The organism is Enterobacter sp. HMSC16D10 (genome assembly GCF_001807145.1).
In the GTDB taxonomy this organism is placed as follows: domain Bacteria; phylum Pseudomonadota; class Gammaproteobacteria; order Enterobacterales; family Enterobacteriaceae; genus Enterobacter; species Enterobacter roggenkampii.
On the sequence record NZ_KV787902.1, the window covers coordinates 39031 to 56090 of the forward strand.

Annotated in this window: 19 protein-coding genes; 8 read left to right on the forward strand and 11 right to left on the reverse strand. The window is 56.7% G+C overall.

What is annotated here, in order from left to right; genetic code table 11:
* Window positions 1–32: 32 nt before the first annotated feature.
* The 3 genes from HMPREF3143_RS25165 to HMPREF3143_RS19240 form a co-directional block, all read right to left on the reverse strand.
* Window positions 33–470: a VOC family protein gene (locus HMPREF3143_RS25165; protein WP_084832202.1), complete on the reverse strand. Its 438-nt coding sequence runs from the start codon at window positions 468–470 to the stop codon at window positions 33–35.
* Between the two features lie 13 nt (window positions 471–483).
* Window positions 484–921, reverse strand: a complete 438-nt coding sequence (locus HMPREF3143_RS19235; protein WP_070534104.1) for a VOC family protein — start codon at window positions 919–921, stop codon at window positions 484–486.
* Window positions 922–1000: 79 nt separating this feature from the next.
* On the reverse strand, window positions 1001–2161 hold the full coding sequence (locus HMPREF3143_RS19240) for an MFS transporter (RefSeq protein ID WP_070534105.1): 1161 nt from the start codon (window positions 2159–2161) through the stop codon (window positions 1001–1003).
* Between the two features lie 130 nt (window positions 2162–2291).
* Here HMPREF3143_RS19240 and HMPREF3143_RS19245 point away from each other — a divergent pair, with 130 nt between their 5' ends.
* Window positions 2292–2828: a MarR family winged helix-turn-helix transcriptional regulator gene (locus tag HMPREF3143_RS19245; RefSeq protein WP_070534106.1), complete on the forward strand. Its 537-nt coding sequence runs from the start codon at window positions 2292–2294 to the stop codon at window positions 2826–2828.
* A 24-nt stretch (window positions 2829–2852) separates the two neighbouring features.
* Window positions 2853–3776 (forward strand): LysR substrate-binding domain-containing protein, encoded by a 924-nt coding sequence (locus tag HMPREF3143_RS19250; RefSeq protein ID WP_070534107.1) that lies wholly within the window; start codon window positions 2853–2855, stop codon window positions 3774–3776.
* A gap of 47 nt (window positions 3777–3823) precedes the next feature.
* On the opposite strand, the gene HMPREF3143_RS19255 is transcribed toward HMPREF3143_RS19250, so the two are convergent.
* Window positions 3824–4294, reverse strand: coding sequence for a hypothetical protein (locus HMPREF3143_RS19255; protein WP_070534108.1), 471 nt, complete (start codon window positions 4292–4294; stop codon window positions 3824–3826).
* 250 nt (window positions 4295–4544) lie between these two features.
* On the opposite strand from HMPREF3143_RS19255, the gene HMPREF3143_RS19260 reads away from it, so the two are divergent.
* Window positions 4545–5222: a DUF1963 domain-containing protein gene (locus HMPREF3143_RS19260; RefSeq protein WP_070534109.1), complete on the forward strand. Its 678-nt coding sequence runs from the start codon at window positions 4545–4547 to the stop codon at window positions 5220–5222.
* 140 nt (window positions 5223–5362) lie between these two features.
* Complete coding sequence (locus HMPREF3143_RS19265) at window positions 5363–5839, forward strand: WbuC family cupin fold metalloprotein (protein WP_032663581.1); 477 nt, start codon at window positions 5363–5365, stop codon at window positions 5837–5839.
* 65 nt (window positions 5840–5904) lie between these two features.
* On the opposite strand, the gene HMPREF3143_RS19270 is transcribed toward HMPREF3143_RS19265, so the two are convergent.
* Window positions 5905–6447: a cysteine hydrolase family protein gene (locus tag HMPREF3143_RS19270; RefSeq protein WP_070534110.1), complete on the reverse strand. Its 543-nt coding sequence runs from the start codon at window positions 6445–6447 to the stop codon at window positions 5905–5907.
* Window positions 6448–6848: 401 nt separating this feature from the next.
* Between HMPREF3143_RS19270 and HMPREF3143_RS19275 the strand changes: the two genes are divergently transcribed.
* A complete protein-coding gene (locus HMPREF3143_RS19275) occupies window positions 6849–7151 on the forward strand; it encodes a hypothetical protein (protein WP_070534111.1) in 303 nt (100 codons plus the stop codon).
* A 114-nt stretch (window positions 7152–7265) separates the two neighbouring features.
* On the opposite strand, the gene HMPREF3143_RS19280 is transcribed toward HMPREF3143_RS19275, so the two are convergent.
* From HMPREF3143_RS19280 to HMPREF3143_RS19305, 6 genes are all read right to left on the reverse strand, one after another.
* On the reverse strand, window positions 7266–7865 hold the full coding sequence (locus HMPREF3143_RS19280) for an NAD(P)H-dependent oxidoreductase (RefSeq protein WP_023292508.1): 600 nt from the start codon (window positions 7863–7865) through the stop codon (window positions 7266–7268).
* 74 nt (window positions 7866–7939) lie between these two features.
* Entirely contained in the window at window positions 7940–8533 is a 594-nt protein-coding gene (locus HMPREF3143_RS19285) for a TetR/AcrR family transcriptional regulator (protein WP_008502347.1), read from the reverse strand.
* 34 nt (window positions 8534–8567) lie between these two features.
* On the reverse strand, window positions 8568–11657 hold the full coding sequence (locus HMPREF3143_RS19290; RefSeq protein WP_070534112.1) for an efflux RND transporter permease subunit: 3090 nt from the start codon (window positions 11655–11657) through the stop codon (window positions 8568–8570).
* Window positions 11654–12763 (reverse strand): efflux RND transporter periplasmic adaptor subunit, encoded by a 1110-nt coding sequence (locus HMPREF3143_RS19295; RefSeq protein WP_063435512.1) that lies wholly within the window; start codon window positions 12761–12763, stop codon window positions 11654–11656. Before HMPREF3143_RS19295 ends, HMPREF3143_RS19290 begins: the two co-directional genes overlap by 4 nt.
* Window positions 12764–12837: 74 nt before the next feature.
* On the reverse strand, window positions 12838–13452 hold the full coding sequence (locus HMPREF3143_RS19300) for a TetR/AcrR family transcriptional regulator (RefSeq protein ID WP_025911302.1): 615 nt from the start codon (window positions 13450–13452) through the stop codon (window positions 12838–12840).
* A 133-nt stretch (window positions 13453–13585) separates the two neighbouring features.
* Window positions 13586–14497: a LysR family transcriptional regulator gene (locus tag HMPREF3143_RS19305; RefSeq protein WP_070534113.1), complete on the reverse strand. Its 912-nt coding sequence runs from the start codon at window positions 14495–14497 to the stop codon at window positions 13586–13588.
* Between the two features lie 99 nt (window positions 14498–14596).
* Here HMPREF3143_RS19305 and HMPREF3143_RS19310 point away from each other — a divergent pair, with 99 nt between their 5' ends.
* From HMPREF3143_RS19310 to HMPREF3143_RS19320, 3 genes are all read left to right on the forward strand, one after another.
* Window positions 14597–15709 (forward strand): alkene reductase, encoded by a 1113-nt coding sequence (locus HMPREF3143_RS19310; protein ID WP_070534114.1) that lies wholly within the window; start codon window positions 14597–14599, stop codon window positions 15707–15709.
* Window positions 15706–16428 carry an SDR family oxidoreductase gene (locus HMPREF3143_RS19315; RefSeq protein ID WP_175441130.1) on the forward strand — a complete coding sequence of 241 codons (723 nt, stop codon included), beginning with the start codon at window positions 15706–15708 and terminating at the stop codon, window positions 16426–16428. The genes HMPREF3143_RS19310 and HMPREF3143_RS19315 overlap by 4 nt, the downstream gene beginning before the upstream one ends.
* Before the next feature lie 65 nt (window positions 16429–16493).
* Entirely contained in the window at window positions 16494–17033 is a 540-nt protein-coding gene (locus HMPREF3143_RS19320) for an ester cyclase (RefSeq protein ID WP_070534115.1), read from the forward strand.
* The last annotated feature ends 27 nt before the right edge of the window (window positions 17034–17060 follow it).

Consider the following 17060-nt stretch of genomic DNA (forward strand, 5'->3'; position numbering starts at 1 on the left):
GGGTGTCTACCGGTCCTTACCGCAAAATTTTATTATTGAAGTGACTCTTCTTCGCCTGATAGCTTATCTGCATCAGGAGAATAATGCTGGCAAACGCACGCCAGTTTATGCCCGTCAGGATCGCGCAGATAGGCAACATAAAAATCGGGGCCGTAGGCGGTTCGTGTACCGGGCACGCCTTCATCCTTTCCTCCCGCACGGAGGCCCGCTGCATGGAAGCGTCTGACAATTTCCGCGCTATTGGCTCTGAATGCGAACATTGTCCCGTTTCCCGCCGTCGCGGGTTGCTGGTCAAAAGGAGGACAAATGCAGAAGCTAAATTCGTCTTCCGGATGATTTTCGTTTCCCCACATTGCCCAGCTATCAGTCCAGGCGGGCAGACGTGAATAGCCCAGCACGTTAAAAATAGCGTCATAAAAGTTCACGGCGCGCTGAAAGTCATTTGTCCCTATCGTGATATAAGCCAGCACCTTATAACATCCTCTATCCACGCAGCCACGGCGTAATCGTTAGTCCGGTCAGCAAACCTTCCGGGCTGAGCAGGCGAGTAACGATTTGTCCCCACGTTTCCGTGCGGTTGGCGACCAACAACCGATAGCCTTTTTCACTCAGAACACGGGTAGCGGAATCGAGATCCTGCACCTCGTATTCAATCCATCCCTGCGGTATCGGATGCTCCTCGGGCCACTCCGATTCACCAAAACAGGACGTTGCCGCCTGTGACAGCGGCCAGACGGCAAAATGCTTCACGCCCGGTAAGCGTCCCTCTTCAGTGAGCAGATAATCGGCATTGCCCTCCATCGGCTTCAGCGGCAGACCGAGTGTCTGGATATAAAACGCGGTGCTGGACGCTGTATCCTGTGAAATGGGCCCGAACCCGGCGACGAACATGACATCAATTCCCGGTAACGTCTGCGACATATCCACTCCTTAATAGCCTGAAATGATGGAATTTAGCGTAGAGCTGTCTGAAATACGACTCTCATTTCTGGTACCGCATTCACCGCGCCTGCACGTTCACGGCGGGTTTGAAAGTGAACGCGATAACGATCAACAGCACGACTCCCGCACTCATCACCAGCCATGCGCTGGTCAGCGAGACCGAACTGTCGCGAACGATCCCGGCAACTAGCGGCATGAGCGCGGCGATCATATATCCTCCTCCCTGAACTTTAGACAGTAACTTCCCGGCCTGCGCGGGCGTTCGCGCATGATCGAACGTGACGATAAGCGACAGCGGGAAGAGGGCGCCGATACCGATGCCAAGCAGCAAGGTTGATAAGACCGGCGTCGTACCTGGAGAGAAGACCAGACACAGTAACCCCGCGAGCAGCAGTAACAGTACAGTTATCAGCGGAACACGGCGGTCGGTGAATTTACCGATCAGCGCGGAGACGGCAAACCCGGCGGCCACCTCGGTTAGGGTCAGCCAGGCCAGCATATAGCCGCTGCTGCGTGCAGACCATCCTGCCTGAATATAGAGCGGGGGCAGCCAGGCTAAGACCAGCGTGTAGGCGCCCGTCCCCACGCCGAAAAAGAGCAGAAGGAGTCCAGTCCGGGAGGAAGAGAGCGTAACGGATTCATGTGCTGTCTGTTCCCCTTGAGGCTGTTTAACCAGGGGTAACCACAGCATCAGCGCCAGCAGCGCGAGCACGCCTGCCATAGCCAGCGCGGGCTTGAGCGTGAGCCATGAAAACAGCGGCTCGGCGCTGGCGGCGGCGACTGCCGCACCGGCCATAATGCCCGTGCTGAATAGCGACATGATCGTGCTGGCCGTTTGCGTATACGCCTTTTTTATCAGGGCAGGCATTAACGCCTGGATCGTGCCGATGCTGGCCCCGCCCAGTAACGCGGTGCCCATCAAACCCGTCAGCGAGGTGCTAAAACCGCGTAATGAACAGGCTACCAGCAGGATGAACAGCCCGAGCATAATTCCCCTGACGGCACCGATCCTGGCTAAAAGCCAGGGGCCACACAGGGCAGCCAGTCCCATCATCGCCACCGGCAGGGTGGTCAGCAGGCTGAATTGCGTCGCGGTCAGCCCTGCTTCGCGCTGCAGCACGGAGAACAGGGGGCCAACCGAGGCCAGAATGGGGCGCAGGTTCAGCCCGACGATAAAAGCGATAATAGCGAAGAGTAACGGTGACGTGCGTTTCAACATGGCATCCTTTTCGGGTGTGAATGGCCCGGGAAAATTGCCGCGAGCATTTATCTTAACGTTAAGGTAAAATCTGTTTTAGTGTAAGATGTACCGCACAACTCGATAAATTCCCACGCCATACGGGGTGAAGATGAAAGACCATGTAGACTTCGTTGTCGGCCAGTGGAGCCGCGCCATGCCCGAGCTGGACGCCTCGTCGATGAAAATTTTTGGCCGAATGCTCAGGCTGATGAAGCACCTGGGAAAAGAACGCGCGCTGGCCATGGCGCCGTTTGGCTTTCGCGAGGGCGAGTTTGACGTCCTCGCCACGCTGCGCCGCGCCGGGGAGCCATACTGCCTTTCGCCCACGCAGCTGTATACATCCCTGTTGATCACCTCAGGGGCGATGACGAACCGGCTCAACCATCTCGAACAGCAAGGCCTTGTCAGGCGGATTGCCGATCCCGACGACAAGCGCAGCTCGCTCGTCAGCCTGACGCTGCACGGGCAGGAGCGTATCGAACAGGCGCTGCTCGTGCATACGGAAACGCAAAATGCGCTGCTGAGAAACCTCTCTGAGGCGCAGCGCGCGCAGCTTGAGTCCCTGCTCAGGGTGCTGCTGCTGACGTTTCCGGCTGAGGAATGGGATGAAACGTCACCGAGTGCCGATAATACAAAACCTGCATGATTACACCTGACAAAAAGGGAACGTATGTCTTTACCGCCACTGTATGCGCTGCGCGCGTTCGAAGTTGCCGCACGGCTGAACTCCTTTAGCAAAGCGGCTGAAGTCCTGAACATCACGCCGGGGGCGGTCAGCAGGCATGTCCGGACGCTTGAGATGTGGTTTGACTGCGCGCTGTTTAAGCGGCAGGGTCCGAGAGTGGAGGTCAGCGATGCCGGGCGCATTCTGGCCGGGCAGCTTAGCGAAAGTTTCTCGAATATTGAGTGGGCCTGTCGCGCATTCAAAAGTGAAAATCACCTTCTGCGCCTCAAAGCCCCCAGCACCCTGACGATGCGATGGCTCCTCAATGTGCTTAAATCCTTTCGCGAGAACCACGCGAAGCCGAAAATCGAAATCGCCAGCGTCTGGATGGACTTCGACACCGTTGACTTCAGCCGCGAGCCCTACGATTGTGCGATCCTCCTCGGGAACGGCTATTTTGGCGAGTCAACGGAGAGCCGGCTGCTGTTCAGCGAATGGCTTATTCCGGTTTGTACGCCGTCTTTGCTGGAGCCTGCCCGGCAGCAGCTTCCAGAGTGCGATCTTATTCATCCGTCACCGGACAGACGGGACTGGAAGCGCTGGCTGAAAAGGACGGGCTTATTCCCCGGCCTCGACATGGGCGGCGGGATCGTGTTCGACACCCTGGAGCAGGGCAGCCTTGCGGCCATGCACGGACACGGCGTAGCGATGGCGGATCTCCGGCTCACGCTCGACGCGCTGAAAAGCGGCCTTCTCGCGCTGCCCTTCAGGGAGGCGATAGCAACAGGGGACGGTTACTACCTTGTCTGGCCCAAAAATTCGCTCAGAGGACAGAGTATTGAACGGTTGCTGGCCTGGCTTAACCTTAATGCGCCAGTGGTGCCCTCTTTGGATATTGTCTGTCTTGATTTCAATGAAAAGCGGATTTAATAAATAGCGGAATATTAACAGGGAAATATTCCGCACAGTGAACGTATTTATGCGTAGGGAATATTTGCCATATTTTTATATCTTTCCGGCAGGGCGCTGTTCAGGTTGAGTAATTTATCCAGTATATATAGCGCAGGGGTTCCCTTTGCGCGTTCAGCTTCGATCAGCGCAGAACGTAACAGATTGGTAGCCGATGTCATTTCGCGGAAGTACTCCTCAGATTCAGGCGTCTGAACTTCGCCTGAAGCGGCGTAGCGCACCCTTGGCCAGTCCGCGAAGTCCAGAACCGGAAGGATCCCGTCGTCTTTGGGTAAATGCGCAGAGAGCAACTCTTCGGCGTTACCCGGATTGCTTTGGGCGAAAGACAGAAGATGCAGTCGATGAATAAAGGGCGAAAGCACCTCACCGCTATCGTTTTTTGACGAAAGTAACGTTATTAACGCATGTATATTTTCACCCGCGATGTTTTTTTCAGGTGAGATCATTTTCATTAGATGAAATAAAACATCGAGTGTCATACGTACTCCATATGCATGCAGGTGTATTTATTATTTGAGTTTCGCTCTCTGTTCCAGGTCAGGAAGAGACCGGGAATGAAGGGATGGTATTTCAATGAGATTACGTTTGAAAAACGAGAAATAGTGGGAATCAATGTGAGTTTTACTCAACATAGGTTTTATTTTTCAATGAGATTCTCCAGATGTGATGATTAACTTACAATGAACAGCAGAATATCTGTCCGACAAGCGTCTACAGAGGCGAGCAAACATGAGATTAGAGAGTGCGTCAGTTTTAGAAGAACTCCGGACCAGGCTAAGACCCGCATCGGTCGCGCAGGTCGGTGGATTCCGGCCGCCTGAAGATCCCATTACGTCATGGTTTCTGAAGGGCGTTTCTCGTGCAGATGAAGGATTACCCACCTGGAAGGGCAAACCCATGTTTCCACTTCTTCAGATAAGGGTCGACGAGCTTCCTGTTATTCCTGACCAGTTGAACGGCATAGCCCTTCTGGTGTTGTTTCACAATGTGGAACAACATCCCTTTGACGAACCGCATGGTGAAGGATGGTTAATTCGCGAGTATGCCAGCCTCGAAGGGCTTCAGCCATTGCCTGAATTGGACACGCCGTATCGGCCGTTTCCAGTTCAATGGCTGAGTGTCATTGACGATGCTCCTGGATGGGAAGATGCCTGGGATATTATTGATCTCTCTTGCGTAAATGATGATGAGCAGGCCAGTGATAGTTTTTTTGAAGATTTCAATCGCTACAGGGGAACCAAGGTAGGGGGATTTCCGACTGAGATACAACACTGTGTGGGAATCGAAGAGTTTGTTTTTCAGGTTGGGTCAGAAGAAAAAGTAAACTGGATGTGGGCGGATAACGGTATCGGTTACTTTCACCGGTCATCAGAAGGGGAATGGCGGTTTTCATGTCAGTTCTACTGATGAGCTTCCTGTCGGGGGATTGACCACTCGCCCGGCAGCGATTTGTTTCACAAATCCCATCGCTCCTCGACCGTTCAGGATGGTATAACGTCCTGCGGCAACCGGGTTGCCGCAGACAGCCCACATACCTAAAGGTGTATATGAAACAGATTACTTTCAGTGACCTGCAGCAGCAAAGCGAGCAGGCCGCACATTCTCCTCGCTTACGCGCGCACCGTAATTTACACCCTGACCTGAGCGACCCGGTGCAGCGCCTGGCCATTGCAATGGAACCCGGTACCTATGTCCGCCCCCACCGCCATCCGCACACGTTTGAACTGCTGACGGCGCTGAGCGGTCGCTTTCTGGTGCTGAATTTTGACGACAGCGGCAACGTGACCCGGCGCGTGGTGTTAGGCGAAGAGTGTAAAGTCCTGGAGATGGATGCCGGAACCTGGCATGCCGTGCTGTCGCTGGATAGAGGCGGCGTCATTTTTGAGGTTAAACACGGGGGGTATCAGCCCGTGCCCGAGCATGATACCGCCCCATGGTCACCGGCAGAAAACGAGCCTGGCACCGAGAAGCTGATGCAATGGTATGCTCAGGCACAGGTGGGGGACGGTGGTTTTACCCTGTAATTATTCTCTTATGTGCCCGGCGCGCGGAAAGGCGAGCCGGGTAAAGAGATAAGCGATCACCTGAGTCAACTCACCGTACTAAAAAGCCAGTCACGAGCAGTCGACAGCGTCACGAACGGGCCTGCCAGCGTGCTGTTGTGATGGGCAATAATGTCGCTGGCGGATAAACAGTCATTATCCATTGTGGTATGCGCATCTGAAATTAATACCGTCCTGAAACCCAGCTCCGGTGCGGCCCGGCAGGTCGTATCGACGCAAAACTCTGTTTTCATCCCGGCAATGACCAGCTGTTTGATGCCTCTCTGATTAAGTTCTCGCTGCAATACCGTATCCCGAAAACAGCTGGGATAGCGCTTGGTGAAAACAACGTCCTGCTCCTTCACGTCCAGTTCAGGTATCAGCTGTGTTAACGGCCCATTTTCTGAGAAGGGGGAGTCGTCCGACCCAATATGGCGGGCAAAAAAGACGGATACCTGCGCGTCTCGGGCGTTGGCGATTAACAAGCGGATATTGGTCAGAACGGCATCGGCGGAGCGAGGGGAAATCGGGCCCCGAAAGAGGCCCTGCTGCATGTCGATAATCAAGAGAGCATTGTCAGATGAAACCATTTTCTTTCTCCATTCAGAGGGTGGTGAACGGAGAGAGATTTCCCCGTCCATGTCGGCGGGGATTGAGGTTCTGTTTGTCAGTCGTTCACTACAGACACGCTCGCACCGCCGAAGGGTCCGGTGGTGGTGAGGGGGGTTGTTGGCTGAACTGACGTAAACATGTTATGACCTTCGCTGATATATCTTTTAAACCATATCCGGACGAGCCGTTAAACTTTAAATATTTGCTGCCGATAGTTCTTTTCAATACCATCAATATGCATGTAAAGATGAACAAAATCATATCAGCATATTTGGTAGTTGCGTATTTGTCGGCTCGACTTATTACACAATCCAACTGTGCGAGAGACTGGATAAAAACCGTTGTGTTTCAATAAAAAAATCACAAAAAGGATGTGCGTATGTTGAAAAGATTAGTCGCGGGGCAGATGAGCTTACCGATGACTTTCTGGGGATGGGGAATTTGCGGTAATTTTCTACTGGGTCTCATTGGGCTTGCTGGAGTGCAGACCGGTCACCCGGCCATGGTGCCGCTTTCCTATATACTCAAAGCCATTCTGTCCAGTGCTGTACTTTCCGGCATAACTTTCATTCTGCGTCGAAAAATCACGGTATTGGGTGGGATCGCTTTTTTTATTATTTTGATTCAGGTGATTATGAGTGTAGTGATGACGATAGGCCTTTTCTCGTTATTTTTTGAATAATCATAAGAAAGAGCGTTCCGGTTTGCCAGCAGGATCCCTGACGGTTAGTAACATCGAGAACTCGTGCCTCCTTATGGCGAAGGAGGCACGCCGTTGCTGGCTGGATAGCCGATATTATTTTAGGTTGCCGATCTCGCTCAGGAATTCGTCAACCTGCTCGGGCGTCGCCGTGTCTGCCTGGTAAAGGATATCGAGCTTAACGTTCTTCAACCCGCAGAAGCCAAATACCCCTTCGATTATTTGCGTCTGAATCGCCGTCGAGTAGCCGTGTTTGTCGAACCCGGTAAGATCGCTACCGCCAGTGGCAATCAGGCGGACGGGAACATCCCTTAAGTTGCCCACAATCCGGCCGTCGTCGGCCACCTTATACGCCCAGTTCAGGGTTAACACGCGATCGAACCAGCCTTTCAACAGCGCGGGAACCGACCACCAGTACACCGGGAAGACGAATACCAGCATATCCGCGCGCTCGACGCGCTGCTGCTCGCGCAGAATATCGTCGGGGAGGGCGCTCGGATCGCCGTGATACAAATCGAGATCGGCGCGGGTCATCGACGGATTAAACCCTTCAGCATGCAGATCGGCGATCTCAACCTGCGTACCTTCCTCGCGTAATTTCCCGGCAATACGGGCTGCCAGCGTATGGGATAACGAATTGTCGATCGGGTGTGCCGTCACGATCAGCGCGTTTTTAATGGCATGTGTTGCAGACATAGCGACCTCCAGATGGGGGAGAAGTGATGCCTATATTACTATTGGTAACTTAGGTGTCAATCCGCCCCCGGCGATCATTTTGTGCTATTCGCGTAGGTCTCCAGCACCCCGGTCATGGCGCCGCAGAGCATATCTTCTGCCACATTTCGGGCGAGCACGCCGTTGCCCGCCGCGGTGCTGAGCGCCTCCGCCGCGCCAATGATGGCCGTCAGTACCGCTTCTCCCTGAACGCCTTTTAAGACGATAAAAGGAGAAAGCGCGGTGCGCAGGCAGTCGGCACATTCGGCCACGCACGCTTCCCGAAACGTCTGCAGCGCGCGAGAACCGGACAGCGCCGCGGCGATTGGCCCGGTTTCAGGCCCGGCGGCAATCGCACAGTCGATATAGGCCGCGCTGAAAAAGCGGATCGTCTTCTCCAGCGTTTTGCTGTCCACCGCCAGCGTCTCGCGGAATTTTGCCAGCTGCCGATCGCTATAATCCTGGTACAGCGCCATCAATAGCCCTTCACGATCGCCAAAGTGGTCGTAGGGGATGGGCTTGGTCACGTTAGCCCGTTCTGCCAGATAGCCAAGGGTCAACGCCTCCGTGCCTTGCTGACGCACGATTCCACGCGCAACCTCCAGCAGCTGCACGCGGCGGTCCTCTTTTCTTAAGCGCTTAACAACCATGCTTTCCTCGGGTCAGTTATCTACTGATGGTAGTTTACACGTTTTCCGTGGCATGCTGCACGCGTTGTTCAACCGGGCGGATCCGGAACCAGATCGCATACATCGCGGGCAGGAAGACGAGCGTAATGATCGTCCCGCCCAGCGTTCCGCCGATCAGCGTCCAGGCCAGCGTGCCCCAGAACACCGAATGCGTCAGGGGAATGAACGCCAGCACGGCCGCCATGGCGGTCAATAAAACCGGGCGTGCGCGCTGGACCGTCGCCTCGACCACCGCCTGGAACGGATCGAGGCCGTCCTTCTGGTTATGATCGATTTGACCGATCAGGATCAGCGTATTGCGCATCAGAATGCCGGAGAGGGCGATCAGGCCGACCAGCGCGTTGATGCCAAACGGCTGATTAAATATCAGCAGGGTCGGCACGACGCCAATCAGCCCCAGCGGCGCGGTTAAGAACACCATGACCATCGCGGAGAGTGAGCGCACCTGCAAAATGATGATCAGCAGCGTCAGGGCAATCATGATCGGGAACAGCGGTAACATGGCCTGCGTGGCTTTGCCCGCCTCCTCAATCGACCCCGCCATGTCAATGCGGTAGCCGGCCGGCAGCGAATCAACGATCGGCTGGAGCTGCTTCATGATGGCGACCGACACGTCCGGCGGCTGAAGATTGTCGGCGATATCGCCCCGTACGGTAATTGTGGGGGTGCGATCGCGGCGGCGCAGGACCGGGTCTTCCATGCCGACCTCTATCTTGCCAATTTGAGACAGCGGCACGCGCTGTCCCGCATTGCCGACCAGGGTAAAGCCTTCGATTTTTGCCGGGTCAAGGCGGATATCACCCGCCGCGCGGGCAACGACGTCTACCGATCGAATATCTTCCCGCACGGAGGTGACAGGCACGCCGGAGAGCAGGAACTGAAGCTGCCCGGCAACGGCGCTGGAGGTTAAGCCGGTCGCCTGCAGGCGGTTCTGATCGAGAGTGAAATGGAGCACCGGAACGCGCGAGCCCCAGTCGGTGTTAACGGTTCGCATCATCGGGCTTGCCTGAAGCACGGCTTTCACCCGTTCGGCGATGTCCTGCACCTGTTTGACATCCGGCCCCGACACGCGCCAGGCAACCGGGAAAGGCGAGTAGGGGCCAAACACCAGCTGCGTCACCCGCACGCGGGCTTCGGGCGCAAGGCCGCTGGCAACGGCCTCCCTGAGCCTGAACTTGAGCGCCTCGCGTGACGTCTCGCTGTCCGTCAGGATCACGATTTTCGCAAAAGAGGGATCGGGCAGCTCGGGGGCCATTGCCAGATAGAAACGGGGCGAGCCCTGACCAATATAGGCCGTGACGATTTTGGCTTCCGGCTGCTTGCCCAGCCACGCTTCTATTTTTGCGGTAGCGGCGCTGGTTTGCGCAATCGAGGTGCCATAGGGCATCTGCACTTCAACCAGCACTTCCGGGCGATCGGAGGTCGGGAAGAACTGTTTTTTTACCAGCCCCATGCCGAGCACGGCCAGAATGAAAATGGCGACCACGGACCCGGCCACGCGCCACTTTCTGGCGATAACGCGGCCAAGCAGCTGGCGAAAGCGGTTATAGCGAGGCGTGTTATAGATGGCGGCATGGCCCCCTTCCACTTTGGGGATCGCCGGCAGGATCTTCACCCCCAGATACGGCGTGAACACCACCGCCACAAACCATGAGGCAATCAGGGCGAGGCCGACAATCCAGAACATATTGCTGGTGTATTCCCCGGCGGTCGACTGGGCAAACCCATTCGGCATAAAGCCAATCGCCGTCACCAGGGTACCGGCCAGCATCGGCGCGGCGGTGTGGCTCCAGGCATAGGCCGAGGCTTTGATTCTGTCGTAACCTTCCTCCATCTTCACCACCATCATTTCGATGGCGATAATCGCATCGTCAACCAGCAGGCCGAGGGCGAGGATCAGGGAGCCCAGCGTGACGCGGTCAAAGTTTATTCCCGCAGCCTCCATCACCACGAAAACGACCGCCAGCGTCAGCGGCACCGCCGCCGCAACCACCACCCCCACGCGCCAGCCCATGCTGACAAAACAGACCACCATGACCACAAGCAGGGCGACGAAGAATTTGATCATAAACTCATCGACCGAGGAGCGGATATTCACGGACTGGTCGGTGACTTTGGTCAGGGTCATGCCAAGCGGCAGGCTATCATTGATTTTCGCCGTCTCCGCATCCAGCGCTTTACCCAGCGCCAGGCCGTTCCAGCCCTCACGCATGACAACGCCCAGCAGCAGGGCGGGTTCATGCTGATTGCGTATCAGCATCGTCGGGGGATCTTCATAGCCTCGTTCAACCGTTGCCACATCCGACAGCGTGAGCGTTTTGCCCTGGGCGACTAAAGGCGTATCGCGGATTTTCTGCAGTTCATCGAACGCGCCGTCCAGGCGGATAAAAATCTGCGCGCCCCGGGTCTCAATGGCGCCCGCCGCGGCCAGGGCATTCTGGCCGTTGAGGGCATTGAAAATATCCTGCGGTGAGAGGCCCATCGTCGCCAGACGGTCATGGGAGAAGGCGATATAAATCCGCTCGGCCTGTTCACCGATGATGTTCACTTTTTTGACCCCTGGAACGTGCAGAAGCTGCTGGCGCAGGCCTTCGGCATCGCGTACCAGCTGCCGCTGCGGTTCGCCTTTTGCTTTCAGAGCAAAGAGGGCAAAGGTGACATCCGAGAATTCGTCATTGATCATCGGGCCGATGACGCCCGCCGGGAGACGCTGGGATTCATCCCCAAGCTTTTTACGCGCCTGATAGAACTCCTCCTGCACTTCGGCTGGCGGGGTCTTGTCCTGCAGTGACAGCGTGATAAATGCCATGCCGGGACGGGTATAGGTTTCGGTACGGTCATACCATTTGAGTTCCTGCAGGCGCTTTTCCAGCGGTTCGGCCACCTGATCCTGCATCTCCTGCGCGGTTGCGCCCGGCCAGACGGCAATCGCCGTCATCTGCTTCACGGTGAAGGGCGGATCTTCCGCGCGTCCCAGTCCAAAAAAGGCGTAAATACCGGCAATCGTCACCAGAACGATCAGAAACAGCGTGACGGAACGCTCGCGGACGGCCAGCGCTGACAGGTTGAAGCGGCTTTGGCTCATGGCGCGTTCTCCGCCGGAGCGGCATGGCGCTGTTCTGCCAGCCTGACAACTTCACCTTCGTGCAGAAGATGGGCCCCTAACGCAACGATCTTCTCCCCGGGCTTCACGCCGCCCGTGACCTGGACCGCATCTTCGCCCACGCTCAGCACCGTAACCGGCGTCCATGTGACCTTTGCCGGCTGGGCGGAAATGCGCCAGACGCCGGGCCCTTTACCCGCATCGTAGAGTGAGGCCAGCGGGACCTGCATGGCCTGACCTTCCGCTTTCGGGTCTTCAAGGCTGAGCGTGACGGTCGCCCCCAGCGGCGCGTTCGCCAGCTGGCCTGCCAGCACGTAGCGTGCTTCATACGTCCGGGTTGCGGCATCCGCGGAGTCAGACAGCAGGCGCAACGTGGCGGTGACCGGGTGTTGTTCACGGCCATAAAGCGTGGCCCGTGCTTCGCTGCCGACGGCAGGGCGCAGCGTCTCCGGAAGCTGCACGAGCGCTTCGCGCTGTCCCGCTCTGGCAAGGCGGATCGCCACCTGTCCGGCGCTGACCACCTGACCGGGTTCGGCAAGCGTCTCCATCACCACGCCGTCTGAATCCGCCAGCAGGACGGCATAGCCCGTGGCGTTTTGCGCCACGTTGGCCTGCGCACGGGCGGCGCTGAGATCCGCCCTGGCCGTATCGGCCGCCGCTTTAATCTGATCGTACTCCGCGGCGGACACCGCGCCGGACGCCACCAGACCGCGATAACGCGCCTCATCGCTGGTGGCTTTTCTCGCCCGCGCCTGGGCAGCATCCACCGCGCGCTGCTGCGCCTGAGCCTGTAATTTCAGGTCAACCGGATCCAGACGCAGCAAGGGCTGGCCCTGTTTGACGGTCTGCCCGGTATCCACCAGGCGTTCGAGGATTTTACCCTGAACCCTGAAGCCCAGGTCGCTTTGCGTTCTTGCCACCACCACGCCCGTAAAGGTGCGAGCGGCTGGATTCGCCCTCTCGACGGAGGCGGATCTGACAAGCGGTGGCCTGGTGCGCGGATCGTCACTCGCGGAAATATCGCCGCATGCCGCGAGGGCAAACGGCAGAAGACATATGGCAAGGCGGGCTGAAGTGAGCCTGAGCATGGGAAACCCTTTTGAAGTAACAGGACAGTTTCCGCATTCTGTGATTAGTGACCAATAAAGTCAATGGTCACCAATCAGGGGGCCAGGCTTCTTAAAATCAGTGAGGAGAGAAGTACTGCTGCCGTTGGGGCAGTTTCAAGGTTGTACTGCAGCTGAACGGGGTTAATGTAAGGGCACATCACCATGTAAACGGCAAAGGTGACCTCGTCCAGCGGCGTCTTCCTTTCGAACTCTCCAGCCTGTCTGCCTTCGATAATGATGGTCTCAATCAGCTTCAGGAGGCTTTCGGTATACCTTTCCGTCGAAGGCCACTTCTCCCGTGACGCGACGGCGGCGATGTCGTAGAGCTTGCGATCGTGGAAAAACAGCTCGCTGCCGGCCTCGGTGAGCGACTTAAAAAGACGGCGGAGTTTTTCGCTGGCTGACGGCGCATCCTCAATGGCGGAAAGCACGGCCGCCATGATCAGCTCCAGGCGGTTAGCGCAGATCACTTCGCCGATAGCCTGCTTGGAATCGAAGAACTTATAAATGTAGGATTTTGAAAAACCGATAGATTTCGCCAGCTCGGCGACGGTGGTTTTTTCATAGCCGTAATGACCGAAGTGCTCAAAGGCCGCTTCGACGATTTGCTCTCTGACAGAATGGTCAAGTGGACCACGTATTGATGGGGCGTTCATAGTTTTAGTCATTATGTAAGCTTAGCGTGACGAGCCAGGGTTGGCGACGAGTGACCGTTTTGTACTTTGGTTACTGTTATGCTGTCTTACGTCGTGAAGACGGGACAATCGGCCAGGTGGAGTAAGTGTATCACTGTTTTTTACGTTAATGTTTTTTAAGCCAGTCGAGAAAAAACTGGCTGAACGCCGTAACCTGAAGCGGCTGCAGCTTGCGCTGCGGGTAAACAAACTGCAGCCCGACATCTTTGCGATCGTAGCGGCTAAAGCCGGTGAAGCTGTCGGCAAACAGCACCGTGAGTCTTCCGGCGTCAACGTCGTCTTTGACGTCCCACCACGATTTCCCGGCGATGCCCGCTCCGCCCAGGGCCCACTGACGAAGCAATGCCCCGTCGTCGCACACCATGGCGGGCTCGACGCGAACAACGCTTTCCTCTCCCTCATGTTCAAAGCGCCATTCGTTCATCACTACGCCCTGAGACTCCAGCGCCAGGCACCGGTGCCGGGCTAGATCGGCAAACGTGGCGGGGATACCGTGGTCGTTAAGATACGCCCCGGAGGCAACCAGCACCCGACGGTTCGGGCGGATGTTTCTGACGACAAGGCTGCTGTCCGGCAAATTGCCGAAGCGCACGCTCATATCCAGCCGGTTAGCGACCAGATCCTCAACGTGTTCTTTTAGCGAGATGTAAAATTTGACGGCAGGATGGTGACGCGAAAATTCAATGACGGCAGGGCTGAGATACTGTCTGCCAAAGTCCGAGGGCGCGGAAAGGCGAATATTGCCGCTGAGCACGCCCTCTTTTTGCGCCAGCAGCGACTCGGCGTAATGCACCTCTTCCAGAACGCGCAGCGCGGCGTGATAAAACTCTTCGCCTGCGCGGGTCAGGGTGAGGGATCGCGTTGAGCGATGAAACAGGCGCGTCTGGTAACGCTCCTCAATTGCCTTCAGCCTGGCGGTCATCGTGGCAGGAGAAAGCGACAGGCGTCGTCCGGCGGCGGAAAGACTTCCGGCCCTGGCGACTTCCACCAGTAAGGCCATGTCTTCGAGTTTACCCATTATTCATCTTTTCCGAAAAGTGCATCTATTTTTAGCGTAATTATCAAAATCAGATGCCGACTGTAAAGTGATTTCATCCAAACCATAAGGGATGAAAACATGAAACCTGCTTCACTCTTTGAACGCTACAGGCTGGGGTCGCTGGACCTGAAAAATCGTATCGTCATGGCGCCGATGACCCGAGCGCGCTCCCTTCAGCCGGGCAACATTCCCTCCGCGCTGATGGCGGAGTATTACCGGCAGCGGGCCAGCGCGGGGTTAATCATCACCGAAGCCACGCAAATCTCGCCTCAGGGTCAGGGATACTCCTGGACGCCCGGCATCCATTCGCCGGAGCAGGTTTCAGGATGGCAGCTCACGACGGGGGCCGTACATCAGGCGGGCGGGGTCATTTTTTCTCAGCTCTGGCACGTTGGGCGAATGTCGCACGCCAGTTTTCACCAGGACGGTCAGCCCGTCGCCCCGTCAGCGCTGGCCCCGGACGCGCAGGTGTGGGTGGTGAATGAGCGTGGAGAAGGCCAGATGGTTGACTGCCCGCAGCCGAGAACGCTCTCACGCAAGGACATTCAGAACATCGTCGCGGACTATCGCCAGGCCGCTTTGAATGCCGTTCAGGCCGGGTTTGATGGCGTGGAGGTCCACGGCGGAAACGGCTATCTGATCGACCAGTTCCTGCGCCAAACCTCCAACAAACGCACGGACGAGTACGGCGGTACGGTGGCTAACCGGATCCGCTTCGCCCAGGACGTGTTAAGCGCGATTGCTGAGGCGATTGGTCATGAACGTACGGGCATCCGTCTTTCGCCGTTTAGTACCCAGCGCGGGATGAACGACCCGCAGGTCTCTGAAGCCATACTCGCGCTTGCGGCCTGGTGCGAACAAAAAGGGATTGCGTTTATCCACCTGGCGGAAGCCGACTGGGACGACGCGCCGCAGATTCCTGAGCATTTCCGTCAATCGCTTCGCGAGACCTTCAGCGGCACCCTGATCGTCGCGGGTAACTATGACCTTGCCAAAGCCGAAGAAATTCTGGCGGCGGGCTATGCCGATTTGATTGCCTTCGGACGACCGTTTATTGCCAACCCGGATTTGCCTCACCGGCTGGCGCACCGCTTGCCGCTGGCCCAGGTGCGCGACCCCGCCACGCTGTTTGGCGGCACCGCCAAGGGCTATACCGATTACTCAACGTACACCCAGCAGGAGGAAACATGATGACCCGTAAAACCTTAATTATCGGCGGCGCTTCCGGCATCGGTTTCGCCGTGGGCACCCTGCTTGCCGGGCGCGGCGAGGAGATTATGCTTGCGGGACGCGATAGCGCGAAACTGGACGCTGCACGGCAACGACTGAGCGTTCATGCCGCGTCTGTTAGCACTCTCGTGCTCGATATCAGCCGTGAGGAAGAGCTTGTTGCGCTCAGTGAAACGCTGGGCGAGGTCAATAATATTGTCGTCACGGCGGGTTCACAGGCGCCGGGCGGGCTGCTTTCCGGACTGGATCTCCGTGCGGCAAGACAGGCCTTTGGTACAAAATTCTGGGGAAGCCTGAATGTCGCCCGCTATCTCAGCGGGAACATCGCTCCCCGCGGTACGCTGACCTTCACCAGCGGGTTTGTTGCACGCCGCACCGTGGCGGGCGCCATCGTAAAAACAACGATGAATGCCTCCATTGAGGCCGCGACAAAGGTACTGGCGAAAGAGCTTTCCCCGCTGCGCGTCAACGTCGTGAGTCCGGGGCTGACCGACACGGAAGCGTATGCGGGGATGGACGCCGCCGCGCGGGAAAAAATGCTCGCAGGCGCGGCGGAAACCCTGCCAGCCAAAGCCTGGGGAAGGGCGCAGGACATCGCACAAGGGTATCTTTTCGCCATGGACAACCCCTTTGTCACCGGGTCGGTCATTGATATTGAGGGCGGGGCGTTAATTAACTGACCCCTCATTAATGTGATCCGCAGGGCATCGTCTGCGGGTAACGTAACACTCTGTAGAGAGACATCATGAAATATACGACGTGCTTTCGTCCCGCTATCGCGGCGCTTATTTTTGCTGGTCTGTCGGGCAATGCTATTTCAGCGCAGGGGGAAAGGGTACAGCCGAAACAGCTGATTGTGGACAAGAGCCTGCCCCTGGTGCAATTAAAGACGAATGGAGCCGTTGCCAGAGAATATGCCACGTTCTGGAACACCGGTAATGAAACTCTGGCGCGTGATGCCCTGGCGGCAAACTTTGTTGATAAAACACCGCCGGAAGGCCGTAAGCAGGGGCCGGAAGGCGCTATTTTAGCCTCGCGGGCGTTTCGCACGGCCGTGCCCGATTTGCGCTGCGACGTTGAGCAGATGATTATTTCAGGCGACCGCGTGGTCTCACATTTACATTTTTACGGCACATTCACCGGGACATTTGGCAGGCTGAAAGGAAAGGGACAGAAAATAGATTTTATCGCCACGGATATCTATGAAATCCGTGACGGTAAAATTGCAGCGAACTGGCATATTGAGGACAACCTGACGCTGATGAAACAGCTGGGCGCGCTGTAAATCACATCACTCCGGGAAGCCGGAGTG

What these genes read in the sequence shown, in the direction of transcription:
- HMPREF3143_RS19235 (WP_070534104.1), bottom strand. Translation starts at nt 921, where the DNA reads ATGTCGCAGACGTTACCGGGAATTGATGTCATGTTCGTCGCCGGGTTC.
- HMPREF3143_RS19240 (WP_070534105.1), bottom strand. Translation starts at nt 2,161, where the DNA reads ATGTTGAAACGCACGTCACCGTTACTCTTCGCTATTATCGCTTTTATC.
- HMPREF3143_RS19245 (WP_070534106.1), top strand. Translation starts at nt 2,292, where the DNA reads ATGAAAGACCATGTAGACTTCGTTGTCGGCCAGTGGAGCCGCGCCATG.
- HMPREF3143_RS19250 (WP_070534107.1), top strand. Translation starts at nt 2,853, where the DNA reads ATGTCTTTACCGCCACTGTATGCGCTGCGCGCGTTCGAAGTTGCCGCA.
- HMPREF3143_RS19255 (WP_070534108.1), bottom strand. Translation starts at nt 4,294, where the DNA reads ATGACACTCGATGTTTTATTTCATCTAATGAAAATGATCTCACCTGAA.
- HMPREF3143_RS19260 (WP_070534109.1), top strand. Translation starts at nt 4,545, where the DNA reads ATGAGATTAGAGAGTGCGTCAGTTTTAGAAGAACTCCGGACCAGGCTA.
- HMPREF3143_RS19265 (WP_032663581.1), top strand. Translation starts at nt 5,363, where the DNA reads ATGAAACAGATTACTTTCAGTGACCTGCAGCAGCAAAGCGAGCAGGCC.
- HMPREF3143_RS19270 (WP_070534110.1), bottom strand. Translation starts at nt 6,447, where the DNA reads ATGGTTTCATCTGACAATGCTCTCTTGATTATCGACATGCAGCAGGGC.
- HMPREF3143_RS19275 (WP_070534111.1), top strand. Translation starts at nt 6,849, where the DNA reads ATGTTGAAAAGATTAGTCGCGGGGCAGATGAGCTTACCGATGACTTTC.
- HMPREF3143_RS19280 (WP_023292508.1), bottom strand. Translation starts at nt 7,865, where the DNA reads ATGTCTGCAACACATGCCATTAAAAACGCGCTGATCGTGACGGCACAC.
- HMPREF3143_RS19285 (WP_008502347.1), bottom strand. Translation starts at nt 8,533, where the DNA reads ATGGTTGTTAAGCGCTTAAGAAAAGAGGACCGCCGCGTGCAGCTGCTG.
- HMPREF3143_RS19290 (WP_070534112.1), bottom strand. Translation starts at nt 11,657, where the DNA reads ATGAGCCAAAGCCGCTTCAACCTGTCAGCGCTGGCCGTCCGCGAGCGT.
- HMPREF3143_RS19295 (WP_063435512.1), bottom strand. Translation starts at nt 12,763, where the DNA reads ATGCTCAGGCTCACTTCAGCCCGCCTTGCCATATGTCTTCTGCCGTTT.
- HMPREF3143_RS19300 (WP_025911302.1), bottom strand. Translation starts at nt 13,452, where the DNA reads ATGACTAAAACTATGAACGCCCCATCAATACGTGGTCCACTTGACCAT.
- HMPREF3143_RS19305 (WP_070534113.1), bottom strand. Translation starts at nt 14,497, where the DNA reads ATGGGTAAACTCGAAGACATGGCCTTACTGGTGGAAGTCGCCAGGGCC.
- HMPREF3143_RS19310 (WP_070534114.1), top strand. Translation starts at nt 14,597, where the DNA reads ATGAAACCTGCTTCACTCTTTGAACGCTACAGGCTGGGGTCGCTGGAC.
- HMPREF3143_RS19315 (WP_175441130.1), top strand. Translation starts at nt 15,706, where the DNA reads ATGATGACCCGTAAAACCTTAATTATCGGCGGCGCTTCCGGCATCGGT.
- HMPREF3143_RS19320 (WP_070534115.1), top strand. Translation starts at nt 16,494, where the DNA reads ATGAAATATACGACGTGCTTTCGTCCCGCTATCGCGGCGCTTATTTTT.